This is a genomic window from Lentzea jiangxiensis, from assembly GCF_900104175.1.
Lineage (GTDB): Bacteria > Actinomycetota > Actinomycetes > Mycobacteriales > Pseudonocardiaceae > Lentzea > Lentzea jiangxiensis.
The window spans coordinates 604,449-621,542 of record NZ_FNIX01000003.1; the positions used below are offsets into that span (position 1 = coordinate 604,449).

Annotated in this window: 8 protein-coding genes; 1 reads left to right on the forward strand and 7 read right to left on the reverse strand. The window is 72.4% G+C overall.

Translation table 11 applies throughout. The annotated features are described in order from the left end of the window. The first annotated feature begins 185 nt into the window (after positions 1-185). Positions 186-2,426 (forward strand): exo-beta-d-1,3/1,6-glucosidase, encoded by a 2,241-nt coding sequence (locus tag BLQ91_RS13660; RefSeq protein ID WP_090097152.1) that lies wholly within the window; start codon positions 186-188, stop codon positions 2,424-2,426. Here the strand turns inward: BLQ91_RS13660 and BLQ91_RS13665 are convergent. Genes BLQ91_RS13665 through BLQ91_RS13695 form a run of 7 tightly spaced genes read right to left on the reverse strand, consistent with a single transcriptional unit; the run spans position 2,404 to position 17,039 of the window. Further along, on the reverse strand, positions 2,404-3,177 hold the full coding sequence (locus tag BLQ91_RS13665) for a hypothetical protein (protein WP_090097153.1): 774 nt from the start codon (positions 3,175-3,177) through the stop codon (positions 2,404-2,406). The genes BLQ91_RS13660 and BLQ91_RS13665 overlap by 23 nt on opposite strands. After that, positions 3,174-4,916, reverse strand: a complete 1,743-nt coding sequence (locus BLQ91_RS42030) for a class I SAM-dependent methyltransferase (RefSeq protein WP_218130258.1) — start codon at positions 4,914-4,916, stop codon at positions 3,174-3,176. The genes BLQ91_RS13665 and BLQ91_RS42030 overlap by 4 nt, the downstream gene beginning before the upstream one ends. After that, positions 4,913-6,040 carry a glycosyltransferase gene (locus tag BLQ91_RS13675; protein WP_090097154.1) on the reverse strand — a complete coding sequence of 376 codons (1,128 nt, stop codon included), beginning with the start codon at positions 6,038-6,040 and terminating at the stop codon, positions 4,913-4,915. The genes BLQ91_RS42030 and BLQ91_RS13675 overlap by 4 nt, the downstream gene beginning before the upstream one ends. Beyond that, complete coding sequence (locus BLQ91_RS13680) at positions 6,037-6,804, reverse strand: alpha/beta fold hydrolase (RefSeq protein ID WP_090097155.1); 768 nt, start codon at positions 6,802-6,804, stop codon at positions 6,037-6,039. Before BLQ91_RS13680 ends, BLQ91_RS13675 begins: the two co-directional genes overlap by 4 nt. Beyond that, complete coding sequence (locus tag BLQ91_RS13685; protein ID WP_036014077.1) at positions 6,797-7,057, reverse strand: acyl carrier protein; 261 nt, start codon at positions 7,055-7,057, stop codon at positions 6,797-6,799. Before BLQ91_RS13685 ends, BLQ91_RS13680 begins: the two co-directional genes overlap by 8 nt. Then, positions 7,057-10,722: a type I polyketide synthase gene (locus BLQ91_RS13690; protein WP_090097156.1), complete on the reverse strand. Its 3,666-nt coding sequence runs from the start codon at positions 10,720-10,722 to the stop codon at positions 7,057-7,059. Before BLQ91_RS13690 ends, BLQ91_RS13685 begins: the two co-directional genes overlap by 1 nt. Further along, positions 10,710-17,039 (reverse strand): SDR family NAD(P)-dependent oxidoreductase, encoded by a 6,330-nt coding sequence (locus BLQ91_RS13695; RefSeq protein ID WP_342670637.1) that lies wholly within the window; start codon positions 17,037-17,039, stop codon positions 10,710-10,712. Before BLQ91_RS13695 ends, BLQ91_RS13690 begins: the two co-directional genes overlap by 13 nt. Positions 17,040-17,094: the final 55 nt, after the last annotated feature.

The window sequence follows — 17,094 nt, forward strand, 5'->3', positions numbered from 1 at the left end:
ACACCCGCACGACGCACCGGAACCGGCTGCTGTCCGGAGTAGCGGGCATGTCGCGTTCGTGTTGCTGGAACGATTCGTTTGTACCGGAAATCAAAAAACCGGTTTCGCCCGGAACCGGTTTCAGGTATCAACTGTGAGAGCGCTCTCATAGACGCTGCCGCCGCACGAGCCCTCTCGGAGACCACATGGATCGCGACGACGTGCCCTACCTCGACGCCACGCTGCCGACCGCGGAGCGGGTCGCGGACCTGCTCGGCCGCATGACACCGGCCGAGAAGGTCGGCCAGATGATGCAGCTGGACTCGAGGGAGGACCTGGACGACCACGTGCTGCGCAAGCACGTCGGCTCGATCCTGCACACCTCGCCCGAGCGGGTGCTGCGCGCCCAGGACCTCACCACCCGGACACGGCTGCGCATCCCGCTGCTGATCGCCGAGGACTGCATCCACGGCCACTCGTTCTACGAGGGCGCCACGATCTTCCCGACGCAGCTCGGCATGGCGGCGAGCTGGGACCCCGGGCTCGTCGAGCAGGTCGCCCGCGTCACCGCCGTGGAGGCCGCCGCCACCGGCGTGCACTGGACGTTCTCACCGGTGCTGTGCATCGCCCGCGACCTGCGCTGGGGCCGCGTGGACGAGACGTTCGGCGAGGACCCGGTGCTGATCGGCGAGCTCGCGGCGGCCATGGTCCGCGGCTACCAGGGCGACGGCCTCGGCGACGAGACGGCGATCCTCGCGACCGCCAAGCACTTCGCCGGGTACTCCGAGACCCAGGGCGGCCGGGACGCGAGCGAGGCGGACCTGTCGCGGCGCAAGCTGCGGTCGTGGTTCCTGCCGCCGTTCGAGCGGGTCGCCCGCGAGGGTTGCGCCACGTTCATGCTCGGCTACCAGTCCACCGACGGCGTGCCGATCACGGTGAACTCGTGGCTGCTCGACGAGGTGCTGCGCGGCGAGTGGGGGTACCAGGGCACCCTGATCACCGACTGGGACAACGTCGGCCGCATGGTCTGGGAGCAGAAGCTGCAGCCCGACCACATGCACGCCGCCGCGGCCGCCGTGAAGGCCGGCAACGACATGATCATGACGACGCCGCAGTTCTTCGAGGGCGCGCTGCAGGCCGTCGAGGAAGGCCTGCTGGCGGAGTCCGACCTCGACCGCGCCGTCACCCGCATCCTGACGCTGAAGTTCGACCTCGGCCTGTTCGAGAACCCGCGCAGGCCCGACGCCGAGCGCCAGCGCACGATGATCAACCACGACGACCACGTGGCGCTGAACCTGCAGGTCGCACGGCGTTCGCTGGTGCTGCTGCGCAACGACGGCGTGCTGCCGTTCGCAAAGCCGAAGGGCAAGATCGCGGTCGTCGGCCCCCTCGCCGACGACGCGCAGACCCAGCTCGGCGACTGGGCGGGCTCGTCCGGCCAGGCCGACTGGCTGCCGAACGGCCACCCGCGCGAGATGATCACGACCGTCCTGGACGGCCTGCGTGAACTGTCGTCGCAGGAGGTCACGTACGCCCGCGGCGCCGACATCCTCACGCTGGAGCCGGACCCCGAGGGCGACACGTTCCCCGACGGTCAGCCGCGCCCGCCGGTTGTGAAGGCCTGCGCTCCGGACACGAACCTGATCGCCGAGGCCGTCGCGGCCGCGCGGGACGCCGACTACGTGGTGGCCGTCGTCGGTGACCAGATCGAGCTGGTCGGCGAGGGACGATCCACCGCCACGCTGGACCTGATCGGGGGCCAGATCGCGCTGCTCGACGCGCTCGCCGAGACGGGCACGCCGCTCGTCGTGGTGCTGCTCGCGTCGAAGCCGCTGGTCCTGCCCGAGTCGGCGCGCAACGCCGCCGCGCTGCTGTGGGTCGCGAACCCCGGCATGCAGGGCGGCCGCGCGATCGCCGAGGTGCTGCACGGGCTGGTCGAGCCCAGCGGCCGCCTGCCGATCTCGTTCGCCGCGCACGCCGGTCAGCAGCCGACGTACTACAACCAGATCCGCGGCCAGCACGGCACGCGCTACGCCGACCTGACTCAGGAGCCGGCGTTCGCGTTCGGCGAGGGCCTGTCGTACACGACGGTCGAGTACGGCGACCTGCTGGTGGAGACGGCGGTGCTGCGCCCGGACGAGACCGTCAGGGCGTGCATCGAGCTGACGAACACCGGGTCACGGCCGTCGCGGGAGACCGTGCAGGTCTACGTCAGCGATGCCGTCACGTCGGTGAGCTGGGCGGACAAGGAGCTGAAGACGTTCAAGCAGGTCGACGTCGAGCCCGGCCGGACGGTGAAGGTGGACCTGGAGCTCCCCGTGGCCGCGTGCACGATCGTCGACGCGGCGGGCAACCGGGTGGTCGAGCCCGGCGAGTTCGTCCTGCTGGTGGGCCCGAACTCCAAGGACCTCCGCCGCGCCGAGTTCACCGTGAAGCCGCTGTGTTGAAGGGACCGGGAACGATCGTGAGGTAGCGGGGAGGGACCTCCACCGCCTTCGTGATCGCCTTCTTGACCGCCGGGACCAGGTCCGCGTCGACGAGTGCGACAGCGGGCCTGCCCGGCGGGTCGACCAGCGTGCTCGCCCCTCGTGCGCCGGCCCGGAGGGCGGCCCGCACCACGGCGTCCTGCTCGGGGTCCGGGTCCTGGGCCCGGTGGTACGCCGTCAGAGCGGCGCCCAGGTCGTCGAGGTCGGCGGTGAACGGCCGTTCCCGCTGCGGTTCCCCGCGCCTGGTCCTCGTGTCGACGACGAGCAGCCGTTGCCCCGGCAGGTCGAGCGCTGCCGCGTGGGGTTCGTCGAACGGCGTGCCCGCGAGGTCTCGCAGCGCCAGCCCCACCGCGGTCCTCAGGGCCTCGGCGGCGGACAGCCCACTCCCCTGCGGCAGGTCCACGCTGCACATCAGCGTGGCGCCGCCGGTGGCCTCCACCCCCGCCGCCCACGCCGGGACGTCGCCGGACGGCAGCAGGGCGCGTTCGACCGGCCGGTTCACCGACACGAGCTCGAGCAGGCCGTCGTCCCGCCCGTCCCCCGCCACGATCGCACCCCACTTGGCGGGCACCTTCACCGCGCCGCCGAGCAGGTTCAGCACGCCCGGCGCGTACCAGACGCCCCGGGCGGGCCTTCCGAACGTGCGCCGGAACGCGTGCGGCACCAGCCTCAGCTCCGGCGCCAGCTCGGGCCTGTCCGCGAGGTCCGTCATGCCCGCGGGGTCTTCCGCGCGAGCAGCCGGTAGGCGTTGCCGGTGCCGGTGCGGTGGGCCAGGAACCGGTTCACCGTCTGGTCCAGCAGCATCGTGGCGAAGAACGCCGGGATGCCGAACGTCCACACCAGGAAGCTGCGGGTCCGGCGCAGCCGCACCTCCTCCGGACGCCACGGCGCCGGCGTGCGCGGTGCCTTGTCGCCGAGCCACAGCAGCAGTGCGAGCGTGAAGTCGTTGCAGAGGTGGGCTTCCTCGCGCTCGGTGGCCACAGTGGTCAGTCCTCGTTCGGCGAGCGTCTTCTCGAGGTTGCCGATCGGCATCATGTGCTGGTGCTGCGGCTGGAACCACGGCATCCAGTACTGCCCGAAGAGCCTGCCCAGCCGCCATTCCGGGTCCGGCAGCTCGATCAGCAGGTAGCCGCCGTCGGGCAGCACGTCCGCCGCGATGTCGAGCTCCTCCCACGGATCGCGCACGTGCTCCAGGTAGTGGTGCATGCTGATCACGTCGTAGCGGCCCTGGAGCTCGCCCGCGAAGTCCTTGAAGCTGCCGCGGTAGGCGTTCTCGATCCGGCCGAGGCGGGCCGCGTCCTCGATGGCCGCGCCCTGGTCGAGCCCGTCGAACCTCGTGCCGGGCAGCACCTCCTTGGCTCCCAGGCAGAAGTGCGCGTGCCCGGAGCCGACGTCCAGCCACCGCGCGGGCTTCACGAATGGTTCCACCATGCGCGCCCGGCCGTAGTACGGCTCGGTCTTGCCGGAGAACACCGCCTCCGCCGACGTCTCGCCGAGGCCGTCGTAGAAGTCGCGGTAGTAGAAGCCCAGGCCCTCCTCGGTCAGCCGCGGGTTCTGCCAGACGTGTCCACATCGGACGCAGCGGTCCATGGTGAACGTGCCGGGCTTGCGCTGCACCAGGTCGTGCGCGGTCACCCAGCGGCTCAGCTCCGTGCCGCCGCACGAGGGGCAGTTCTCGCGCGGCGGCTCGTGGAAGTTCCGGTCGCGGTTCTGCTCGTACCAGGGTGCGGCCTGTTCGAGGCGCGCGGCCTGCCGCTTCTCCGCCGTGGACTTCCTGCCGCCCGACGTCTTGAACCACAGGTGGGGCGTGCGCAGGACCCGCGGCACCCACAGGTCGCGCGGCCGCAGCGGCGTGCCGGCGAACACGAGGAGCGGGTGCGCCGAGTAGACGGCCAGCGCGACGAGACCCCACCGCCAGTCGGTGACCAGAGCGCCGAGCACGGCCGCGTAGCCGAGGACCGAACCCGCGATCCACAGCGACGGCCTCTTGCCGATCTGCCGCAACGTCGCCGCGCGGTAGCCGAGGTCGTACGGCCCGGCCTCCAGCCCCGGCGCGACCGCGATGTCGACCTTCGCGTGCACGTGGTCCTTGACCCGCCGCACGTACGCGACGAACTCCGTCGGGTCGTCCGGGTTCACGTCCTCGCGGTACTTCTCCCGCACCAGCACGGCCTGCGACGCGCTGATCCCGCGCGCCCACCGGTCCTCGCGGTACCCGCCGGGGTCGACGGCGCCGAGCAGGTCGAGCGCCGCGACCACCGGCAGGTCGCGGGGCACGAGGTCGACCAGGTCGTCGTCGGTCGCCCACGAGCCCTCCGGGTGCACCCCGGTGGCGGTGAGCAGGGTGTGCTCGCCCGCTCCCCGGGAGAGCACCCGCAGCTTGGACGCGCGGGCTCGCAGGCGCAGCACGTCCAGCAGGACGACGAGCACCACCACCACGCTGAGGATCACCCGGCCACCACCTTCTCGAGTCGGTCGGCCGCGGCTGCCGCGCCGCCCGCCGCCAGGAACGATTCGCGCACCGACCCGGCGGCGGCCGCGTACTCCGGCTCGTCCAGCACGGACCGCAGTGCGCTGCGGATGTCTGCCGCCCGTGCCCGCGAGTAGGTCAGCCGGACGCCCGCTCCGGCCGCGACGACCTGGGCGGCGACGGTCGGCTGGTCGTCGCGGATCGGGGCCACGACGAGCGGGAGCCCGTGGGCGAGCGCTTCGCAGACCGTGTTGTGGCCGCCGTGGGTGACGACCGCGTCGAGGTGCGGCAGGAGAGCGAGCTGCGGGACGGACGGGACCACGAGGACGTTCTCGGGGGCCGGCCGAGGAGGCGCGAGCACCACGGCCTGCACGTCCAGTCCCGCGACGGCGTCCAGCGCCTGGCCCAGGAAGCGCTCGCCGGCGGGCCCGTTCAGCGTTCCCAGCGAGATCAGGACCCGCCGGCCACCGGTCAGCCGTTCCCACGGGAAGCCCACCCGTTCGACCCGGTGCGCCAGGGCGGGCCCGACGAACGCCACCTCGTCGCCGAACTCCCCCGCCACCAACGCCTTCGAGCTGTAGACCAGCACCAGCTCCTCGGAGAACCGCACGTCCCCGCCCGCGAAGCCGTGCAGCAGGTCCCGCACCCAGGCGTCGACCTTCGGCATCGTCCTGAGCGGGTTGACCAGCTCGGCGGACGTGCTCGCCGAAGTCGCCCACGGCAGCCCGGCGCCCCTCGCCACCACCGGCCCGGCCAACGCCTGCTGGTCGGCCACGACGACGTCCGGCCGGAACGCGCGCACCGCCGTCTCCACGCCGGGCACCATCGAGTGCCCCAGCGGGATCAGGAACTCCTCCCAGAAGAACTTGAGCACCGCCATCCCGCGCAACGCGAGCCAGCGCTCCCGTTTCGCGCGGATGCCGGCTTCCAGGACGTCGTCGATGGCCGGGAAGGTCCTCGCCCCGTCCGGGAGCAACGGTGCGAGCGTGCCGGGGTGCCCGACCCACGCGACCTCGTGCCCGCGGGCCAGCAGCTCGCCGCCCACCGAGGCGGTCGGGTTGACGTGGCCGGTCAGCGGCGGCACCACGAAGAGGAACCGGCTCATGACGGCAACCAGTCCAGCAGCACGTCGAGCAGCTCGGCGGTGGCCTCGCGCAGCACCGTGTGCCCCAGGCCGGGCACGACGTGCAGCCGGGCCGACGGGATCCGTTCGCACAGCTCCGCGGCGGCGCCGACCAGCTCGGACTCGGCGCCGTACACGCCGAGCACCGGGCAGCGCACCTGCGTCAGGTCCAGTTTCGCGCCGGAACCGAGGTCGTCGATCAGCGTGGTGCCGTTGAGCAGGGCGTCGGCGTTCACGGCGAGCTTCGCGATCTTGCGCTGTCCCAGCGCCATCAGCTGGTCCTGCGTGCGGTCGAACTCCAGGCCCAGCGCCGCGACGGTCAGCGTGTTCGTGATGTCCTCGAACCACGCGTCGCCGACCACTCCCCCGACCGCCGACTCGACGAGCACGACGCCGCCGACGCGTTCGGGCGCCTGGACGGCCGCGTGCATCGCGACGACGCCGCCGTAGCTGTTGCCCAGCAGGAAGACCGGCTCGGTCACGCCGATCCCGTCGAGCACGGCCACAAGGTCCAGCGCGCTCTCCTCCGGCGTGTACCCGGACGGCGGCCGCTCGGACAGGCCGTGCCCGCGCAGGTCGAACAGCACGGTGCCGAAGCCGGCCTTGGCCAGCGGGGCGGCGAGCGTGTAGTAGAAGCTCGACAGGTTGTCCATCACCAGGCCGTGGACGAACACCACGGTCGGCGCGTCCTGGGGCCCGAGCCGTTGCACGTGGAAGCGCAGCCCTCGGGCGTGGACGTCAGACACGGGCCGTGATGTGGTCGACGAGGCGTCCGACGGACATCGCCATGATCTCGTCGATGTCCATGTCCGCCAGGAACGCCACGAGGTCGACGCCGTAGTGGGCGTTGAGCTTGTCCGCCAGCGCGACGAACTCGATCGACTCCAGGCCCAGGTCGTCGCTGAACGTGGTGTCGCGGGTGATCTCCACGCCCAGCAGGAAGTCCGGCCCGACGACCTCGGTGATCAGCTTGGCGACCTGCTGCAGCACCTCGTCCATCACTTCTCCGTTCGCACTCGGGCGGCGGCTCGCCCTGGTTCGGATGTCACGTCGGTGTGCGGGACGGCGAAGGCCCCGCGGACCCGCGCGTCCGCGCCGACGGTCAGCTCCGCCGGGTAGACCGGTCCGGCCCCGCGGTCCCAGAGCCAGGCGCGCACGGCGTCCTTCAGCGCGATGACGCGCAGCAGCCAGTCGCGCTGGGCCGGCACGTCCAGTCCGCCGTAGTGCAGCCGTTCGGCGGAGTTCAGGTAGCGGCGCATGATCAGGTCGCGCGTCGCGCTGTCGGACCAGTTCTCGGCGACCCGCAGCCACTCACCGTCCCGTGTGGACAGCATCTCGGTGCCGGGCCGGAGCTTGACCTGCCAGATCCGGTCGTCGGTGGTGAACCGGCGGGTGGTCCAGCCGGTGATGCGGCACCACAGCTCCCCGTCCACCCGCAGCTCGGCGTCGGCGGTCATCGTCTGCGCGGTGACCTCGCGGATCCACGCGGTGCAGTGGACGTCGCCGGCCGGCGCCGGGCCGTGGAAGGCGACCTGCTCGATGCCGGTCGGCAGCACGGTCTGGTCCTCGGTGCGGCAGACCTGCATCCAGTGGCCGATCAGCTGCCCGGCGCTGTCGAGCAGCGCACCGGGAGCGGGCAACGGTGTCAGCACCCCCGCGATCCCGTTGTCCGCCAAGCAGTCGATCTCCTTGACCCCCGCGAACGCCGGACCGTGGAACATCCAGTTGTCCCGGTACAGCTCGGCAGCCGTCACCGGGGCCTCGCGGACGCCTTCGAGTCGCTTGCCGACCGGCTGGGGTGTCCGCGGTGCGGTCAGCACGACACCTTCGGCGTAGTCGCCGACCTTCACCAGCACGCGGTCGGGTCCTTCCACCCTGGCCGAGATCCGCACCGTCGTCGCGGGCAGCGCCGTCAGCCAGCGCTTGGCCCTGACCTGTGCGAAGCCGTGCACGGTGCCGCCGGTGAGCCGGCGGGCGGCGTCGGCGAAGACCTCCAGCAGGCCGGTCGCGGGCACGATCGGGAACCCGTCGGCGAGGTCGGGCCAGCCGGGTGCCTGCGGGAACACCGAGTGGTCCACGAGCTCGGGCATGGTCCGCAGCGAGAACTCGCGGGTGAAGCCGGCCTCGTTCGGCCTGAGCGCGCTGACGACCTCGCGGGCGACGGCGGTGGTGTGGGCGAGGAGCTTGTTCACGGCCGCGGACATCGGGCTGTCGTCGGCCACGGGAACGGGTTCGGTGCCGAGCGGGTCGAGGTGGATCTTCGGCGTGCCGAGCCGCAGCTTGACCCTGTGCGCGGTGCCGCGCTTGAGCCCGAACGCCCACAGCGCTTCCGGCGCGATGTCGGCGTTCACGGCGAGGTGCGGCTTGTCGTGCAGCGTGTCGCCGACGAAGCCCGGCAGGCTGCCCTGTCCGATCTGGACGAACGCGCGGAAGCCACCGCCGTGCAGCTTCTCCAGCAGCGGGCGGAAGCGGACCGGCTCGACGAGGTGCCGCAGGACCAGGTCGCGGACCTCCTCGGCGGCCATCGGTTCGAGGGAGTTCGCCGACCACACCGGGATGTCCGAGGCGCGGACCGGCAGGCTGTCGAGCATCTCCCCGGCGCGCCCCAGGTACGGGGCCAGGGCCGGGGTGTGGAAGCCGGTGCGGAACGGCATCAGCTGCGCCATGACGCCGTGCGCCTTGAGCGTGACGAGGACTTCTTCGAGGCGGTCCAGCGGTCCGCAGATCACCGACTGGTGCGGGCAGTTGTCGTGGCTGACCGTGACGCCGTCGACGAGGTGCCGCTCGGCGACGTCCGCGGAGCACCCCAATGCGGCGTAGGCGATGTCGACGACCGCGACCGCGCCGGGCCCGAGTGCGGCGACGAACTCGTCGATCGTCGGGTAGATGCCGCCGACGACCATCGCGGTCCACTCGCCCATGCTGTGCCCGGCGAGCGCGCCGGGGGTGATGCCGAGCGCCATCAGCTCGCGGGCTTCGCGCCTGCCGTCCCGGAGGAGCCCGACGGCGTGGTCGACGACCTCGCCGGTGAACTCGCGCTCGAAGCCGGGGAACAGGAACGCGACCTGGTCGGTGCTCGCCAGCAGTGGCTCGGGCGAGAACCAGATGTCGTGCCTGCCGGGCCAGGCCCCGCCCCGCGCCAGGACGCGTTCGGCGAGCTGGAGCTTGCGCTCGTCCGGGTTGCCGATGGCGAGCCGGAACGCCCTGTCGGCGTGGGAGGTGCGCCGGTCCCTGAGCGCCTCGGCCAGTGCTTCGGCGGTGTCGGCGGCGAAGGTCATGACCGGCTTGCGGGGCTTCGCGATCGTGTGGCCGTCCAGGACGGCGTGCGCGTTGATGCCGCCGAACCCGAAGGCGTTGACGACCGCGCGGTGCCGCCCGGTCCACTCGCGGGCCTCCCGGACCGGCGTGAACCTGGTGTCCCGCAACGCGTGGTGCGGGTTCTCGACGTGCAGGGTCGGCGGCAGAGTGTTGTGGTGCAGGGCGAGCGCGGCCTTGATCAGCCCGGCCATGCCGGCGGCGGGCATGGCGTGGCCGATCATCGACTTGACCGTGCCGATGCCGATCTCGTCGCCGTCCCCGCCGAACGCGTTGATCATCGTCCGCAGCTCGGCGGCGTCCCCGGCGGGCGTGGCGGTGCCGTGGGCCTCGATGAGTCCCGGCGGGTTCTCGCGGGGGTCGAGGCCCGCGTCGGCCCACGCCCGTCGCACCGCGAGGAGCTGGCCCTCGGGGTTGGGCGTCATCATGCTCGTAGCGCGGCCGTCGCTCGCGGTGCCGATGCCGCGGATCACGGCGTAGACGCGTTCGTCGCCGACGTCCTCCAGCCGCTTGAGCACGACCATGCCCACGCCCTCGGACAGCAGCGTGCCGTCCGCGCTCTCGTCGAACGGCCGGATGCGCTCGGTCGGGCTGAGCGCGCGGAGCTGGGTGAAGACGCTCCACAGCGTCGGGTGGTGGCAGACGTGGACGGCCCCGGCGAGCATGGCGTCCGCGCGGCCCTCCTGGAGTTCGCGGACGGCGTGCTCGACGGCGACCAGCCCGGACGCGCACGCGGCGTCGACCGTGTACGCGGTGCCCTTGAGGTCGAAGCGGTTGGCGATCCGCGAGGCCGCGAGGTTCGGCACGAGGCCGATCGACGACTCGGGCTGCTCCGGCCCCATGCGGTCGCGGATGGCCCGGCGGACCGCGTCGAGCTCCGCGCCGGCGAGGTTCGGGAAGAGGTCCCCGACCACCGACACGACCTCGTCGGCGAGCCGCACCCGCTGGTCGAGACGCGCACAGCCGGGCGTGAGGTAGCCACCGCGCCCGACGACCACGCCGACGCGGTCGCGCGGGGGCAGCGCCGGTTCCCCACCGGCGTCCGCGATGGCGTCCGCGGCCGTGGCCAGGGCGAGCAGCTGGTCCGGCTCCGCTCCGTCCACAGTGGACGGCATGATGCCGAACCGCGTCGGGTCGAACTCCGCGAGGTCGTCGACGAACCCGCCCTTGCGGCAGTAGAACCGGTCACCGCTGGTGCTGCCCCGGTCGTAGTAGGTGGCCGGGTCCCAGCGCCCGGGCGGGATCTGCCCGACGGCGTCGACGCCACCCGCGATGTTGCGCCAGAACGTCGCCGCGTCGGGGGCACCGGGGAAGACGGCGCCGATCCCGACGATCGCTATGCCTCCCATCGGTAGACCACCTGAACGTCCTCACCGCCGGCGATCTCGTTCAGCAAAGCGTCCACACCCCGCTCGGGCTCGATCAGCGGGATGCCGCGCCGGGCGTACTCCCCGGCCAGCCCGACGGCCATGCCCGCACCGGCCCAGGGACCCCAGTCGACCGCGACGACCCGGCGCTGCGCACCCCAGAACCGCGCCATCCGGTCGAGGGCGTCGTTCGCGGCCGAGTAGTCGGCCTGACCGCGGTTGCCGAACACCCCGCTGACGCTGCCGAACAGCACGAGGAAACCGTCTTCGAACGCCTTGGCGCCGTTGACCTTCGTGGCCCAGACGCGGTCGAACGACTCCTGGGTCTTGTCCTCGATCAGCTTGTCGTCGAGCACCCCGGCGCCGTGGACCACGCCGTCGAGGCGGCCGAACCGGGCCTTGACGTCGTCGACGACCCTGGCCACGGCGTCGGCGTCGGTGACGTCGCACTCGTGGTACCGGACGCTCGACGCGGTGGCCCTGAGGCGTTCGAGGGTGGTGCGGACCTCGCGTTCGGCCAGGACCTTGCGCGCCTTGGCGAGGACGTCGTCCTCCTCCCCTTGCTCGAACAGGGCTTTGACGAGCTCGGCCTCGGTGGTGGCGTGGCTGAGCCGGTGGTCCTCGGGCGCGATCGGGGTCCGGCCGACGAGCTCGACGTGGCACCCGGTGCGTTCGGCGAGTGCCTGCGCCGCGAGGGCGGTGATGCCGCGGGCACCCCCGGTCAGCAGCACCACGCTGTCGGCGTCGAGGCCGAGGGGCTTCGCCTCGAGGTCCTGTTCGACCGCCTCGACGACCTGGCGCTTCCCGGCGTGGTACCCGACGACCGCCGGACCGGGGCCGATCTCGGCGAGCAGCGCGGTGGCGATGTCGCGGTGGCTCTCCTTGGGGTTGACGTCGACCGAGCGCACGACGAGGTCCGGGTACTCGAGCGCCGCGGTGCGGACCAGCCCGTGCAGACCGATGTCGGCCGGCAGTTCGTCGGGCTGGTGGTCGAAGCCGAACGTGCCGCCGCCCGTGGTGACGACGACGAGGTTCACGCCGTTCGTCACGCAGGCCTTGACCTCGCTGAACGCCTCCGGCAGCCGCGCGCCGAGCCTCACCACGACGTCGACGCCCCGCAGGTCCGCCGGGAAGACCGGTTCGACGCGGGGGCGGGCGGTGTGGCGTTCGAGGAGGTCGGCGAGCTCGAGCCCGATGCCGTTGTCGTCGATGATCAGGACGGTGGTGCCGGTGAGGTCGGCAGGGGCGGCCGGGGCGGCGGGCACCACCCGGGGGACGAGCCGGACCAGGCGTCCCGGGGGCTGCGTGGGGACTGCGGCGTGAGGGGGTGCGGCTTGTGCGGTGACCGCCCGTGGCGAGGTGGCCTCTTCACCGGAGGCCTCGCCGAACCACGCGACGATCCCGTCGATGGTCTTGAGCTGCGCCAGCTCGTCGACCGCGCCGGTCGCACCCAGCTCGGCCACCAGCTCGCCGACGATCTCGGTCCGCTTGATCGAGTCGATCGACAGGTCCGCTTCCAGGTCCAGCCCCGGCCGCAACATCTCCACCGGATAGCCCGTGCGCGTGCTGATCGTCCGCAGCACGACCGTCGCCACGTCCTCCTGCGGCGCGGCACCGGCCAGCGGGACAGCAACGCCCGGAGCGACAACGCCATCGGGCACCGCCTCGACCACCTGCCGCACCGCCGGCACGTTCCCCGGCACGGAAGCGGGCGCGGTGCCGAGGTAGCTCAGCAGCACGTCCCGCTGAGCACTGACCGCGTCCCGCATCCCGTCCAGGAACTTCTCGACGATCTCGTCACGCCCCAGCCCCGACCCGACCCTCACCACGGGCATCTCGGTCGCCGGTCGGAGACCGCCGGGCAGCGCGTCGCCGTTCGCGTCGCGCACGAGTCCTCCATCCACGTACCAGGACGCCCGTTGCGGCACGGTCGTCGCCGGTTCGGCCCTGTCCTCGAACAGCGGTGCGGTGTCCACCTCGACACCGGCGACCGCCAGTGCCGCCAGCGTGCGCAGGAAGGTCACGTGGCCGTCGCAGCGCAGGGCGGTGTGCGGGCGGTCTCCGAGGGTCTTGGCGACCAGCGAGCCGAGCACGCCGCCGGGGCCCGCCTCGACGAAGATCCGCGCGCCTGCGGCGTACATCGACTCGATCTGCTCGACGAAGCGCACGCGCCCGGAGAGCTGGGCGGACAGTCCGTCGAGCACGTCCACGTGCGGCGCGGCGGACACGTTCGACCACACCGGGAACCTCAGGGAGCCCCAGGACACGCGCCCGAGACGAGCGGCGAAGCGGTCGCGGGCGCCGGCCATCAGCGGGCTGTGGAACGCGGCGGCGACGGGGATGTCCTTCACGACGAACCCTGCGCCCCGCACCACCTCGACCGCACGACGCACAGCGTCGGTCGCACCTGAGATCACGACCTGCGAGGGCGCGTTGTGGTTGGCCACCACGACGTCCGCGGGCAGCAGGGCCTCGACCTCGTCGAGCGGGGCCGACACCACCGCCATCGTGCCGGGGTCCTCCCCCACGGCCTCCAGCATCGCCTCGGCGCGGACGGCGCTGAGCTCCAGCAGTTCGGAGGCGTCGAACGCGCCCGCGACCGCCAGCGCGACCAGTTCGCCGTAGCTGTGGCCACCGGCCAGGTCCGGGCGCACGCCGACGGAGTCCAGCAGCGCGGTGACCATGAGCCCGGCGATGCCGAGCGCCGGCTGGGCGTTGCGGGTGTCGGTGATCTCGGCGCGCTGCCGGGCGACGTCCTCGGCGGTCAGCGCGGCCGGCGGGTACATGACCCGCTCGTAGCGCGCGTCGAGGAGATCCTGCAGACGCGGGAAGGCCGTGACCAGGTCGAGCAGCATGCCCGGCCGCTGGCTGCCCTGGCCGGGGTACAGGAACGCGACCTTCGGCCGCTCCCCCGTGCGCAACGACACCACGTCCGACGCGCGCCAGGCCTCGACGTCGGCCAACGCGCGGCGCAGCGACGCATGATCGCTGACCACGAACGCCGCCTGCACCGTGCCCGAACCGCACGCCGCCGCCAGCGAACGCACCGGGGTGCGGTCGTCGACCAGCGCCGAGAGGCGAGCGGCTTCCCGTTGTGCCGCAGCCGGATCGGAGCCGCGGATCAGGAACAGCTCGGCGGGCCACGCGGTCAGGCCGTGCCACGGCTCGTCGGCACCGGTGTAGCCGGCCAGGACGGTGTGGAAGTTCGTGCCGCCGAAGCCGAACGCGCTGACCCCCGCGACCCGGTTGCCGCTCGCCCACGTGCGGTGGCCGAACGTGAACGGACTGGTCGCCGCGTCCCAGAAGGCGTTGGGCTGCTTGACGTGCAGCGTGCCGGGCCGGACTCCGGTGTGCACGGCCAGAGCCGCCTTGATCACTCCCGCGAGGCCGGCAGCGCACTTGGTGTGGCCGATCTGCGACTTCACCGAGCCGATCGTGCACGTGCCGGGCTCGACGCCCGCGAACATCTCCGTCAGCGACCTGAGCTCGGTGCGGTCGCCCACCACGGTCCCGGTGCCGTGCGCCTCGACCAGGCCGACCTCGGTGACCGGCACCCCGGCGGAGGCGTAGGCGCGGCGAAGGGCACGTTGCTGGCCTTCGGGACGGGGTGCGGTGAGGCCCATCGACCGGCCGTCGCTCGACGCGCCGATGCCCTTGACCACGGCGTAGATCCGGTCGCCGTCGCGTTCGGCGTCGGCGAGGCGCTTCAGCACGACCGCGGCCACGCCCTCCCCCAGCGCGATGCCGTCGGCCGCCGAGTCGAACGTGGCGCAGCGGCCCCGGGCGGACAACGCCTTCACGGAGGCGAACATCTGGTAGTCGTGCGCGCTGTTGTGCAGGTCCACCGCGCCGCACAGGACCATGTCGCTGGTGCCGCCGACGAGTTCCTTGCACGCCACGTCGAGCGCGGCGAGGCTGGACGCGCAGGCGGCGTCGACGGTGTAGTTCGCGCCGCCGAGGTCGAGGCGGTTCGCGACGCGGCCCGCGATCACGTTGCCGAGCACGCCGGGGAACGAGTCCTCGGTGAGGGCCGGCAGGTGGTCGTCCAGGCCGTGGATTCCCAGTGCGGGCAACGCGGTGCGGATGGTGTAGGCGTTCGCGAGGTCGGCTCCGGCTTCGGCGCCGAAGATCACCGACGTGCGCTCGCGGTCGAACACGCGGGTGGCGTAGCCGGCGTCCTCGAGCGCCTTGGCCGACACCTCCAGCGCCAGCAGCTGCGCGGGTTCGATGGACGTCAGCGAGGCGGGCGGGATGCCGTAGGCGAGCGGGTCGAACGCCGTGCGCGGCAGGAAACCGCCTTTGGTGAACGGGCTCCCGCAGCGTTCGGGCGACCAGCGCTCCGGCGGGACCTCGGTGATGGAGTCGGTGCCCGCCAGGACGTTCGCCCAGAACTCGGCGACGTCGCGGGCGCCCGGCATGATCGCTGCCATGCCGACGATGGCGACGTCCAGCGGCGCCGAACCGGGCTGCTCCTCGTCCGTCCCGGGGAGCACGCCGGAGACGATGTCCTCGTGCAGCCGGGCGATCGTGGTGCGCTCGGACCGCAGCGTCGCGACCTGGCCGATCATGAACATGCCCTCGCGGCGCTGCTCGTCCTCGCCGGCCTGCCGGAGCCCGTCGTCGTCGCGGACGAGGCCGCGGCTCGCGAGGCGCAGGCGGCCGAGGTTGAGCTGTTCGAGCCGCTCCCAGCTCTCCTGCTTCGACAGGCCCGACACCTCGGCCCGCGCGCGTTCGAAGGTGTCCACATAGGACGTCTGCGCGCAGCGGACCGCGTGACCGGGCGAGGTCTCCAGCAGCGCGGTGTCCGCGCACTCCAGCGCGACCTGCTGGAACACCGGCTGGATCGCGCCGTGCGTGACGGCTTCCTCGGTGAACAGGTAGGCCGTGCCGACCAGGACGCCCACGGCCGCACCCCGTGCCGCGATCGGCGCGGTCATGGCGGAGATCATCGCGGCCGAGCGGGCGTCGTGGACGCCACCGGCGAACAACGCGACGACGTCGGCCTCCCGGCCGCGCAGCACGTCGATCTGCTGCTGCCACAGGGTGAAGCTGGACCGCGGACCGGTGTGCCCGCCGCACTCCGAGCCCTCGAAGACGAACTTGCGCGCGCCCTCGTCGAGGAACCGGCGCAGCAGTGCGGGAGACGGCACGTGCAGGAACGCCTCGATGCCGGCGTCCTCCAGCTCACGGGCCTGTGTGGGCGTGCCACCGGCGACGATCGCGTACTTCGGCCGCACCGCCAGCACGGCCTCCATCTGCCGTGCCCGCAGCTCCGGCGGCGCGAAGCCGAGCAGGCCGACGCCCCACGGCCGGTCGCCGAGCTTCGCGGCGGTGTCCTCCAGCAGCGTGCGGACGGCCGGGCCCTCCATCAACGCGAGCGCGAGGAACGGCAGCGCACCCCCTTCGGCGACGGCGGCGGCGAACGCCGGTTGGTCGCTGACGCGGGTCATCGGGCCCTGCGCGATCGGGTAGCGCAGGCCGGGGACCCGGTCGCAGAACGGTCCGGCGGGCCGGATCGGACGGCGCTCACCCGCCAGGGTGAGATTCTCGCGAATCCCCCGCGCAATCGCGCCCACGACACCACCGACAGTGCCGAACGAGCTACGGTAAAAATCAGCCAAGGACCCTTCCTGGCCAATTTCGAGCGTGTTTTGACGAACATGCACACGTAACCCGTCGATCACGACGGTGTCGGCGCCGTCCATCATCCGGATCGCGTTGACAAATTCACTGGAAATATGTTTTCGAGCTTCTGCGACGAGCGCGAGCTGCCCTTCCAGCACCACTCCGCGAGCACCGCCGGCGACGGCCGCGGCAGCCGTGTCGGGGCCGATCGACCCGGCCGCCCAGACCGGCAGATCGGTCAGCGCGAGCACCTGCTGGAGCAGCACGAAAGCCGGAGAACCACCCACTCGGCCGCCGGACTCGGCACCCTTGGCGATCAACCCGGTGGCCCCGTACTCGATCGCCGCAACGGCGTCCGCCACCGAGGTGACCACCACCAGGACGCGGCGTTCACCCAGTTCAGCGCGGTCGGGCCGGTGCCGTTCAAGATCGATCACCACCGTGTCGACGACATCGGGCAGCGGCACCGCCAGCGGTCCGTGCAGCCTGACGCCGAACGCGCGGGGGTGCCGCGCACAGACGCGGGCGAGGTCGGCGGCGGCGTGGGTCCCGAGGTCGAGCACACCGAGCCCGCCCGCTCGTTCGGCGGCGACCACGAGGGCCGGGTTGGGCGTGCCGAAGGGACTCAGGCACAGCACCCGTTCACGATCCGACAGCATGTTCACTGCGCTCACTTCCTCACCCGGCAGGGGTGGGGAGAAAGGAATTCAGCCAGGGTTCCTACTGACC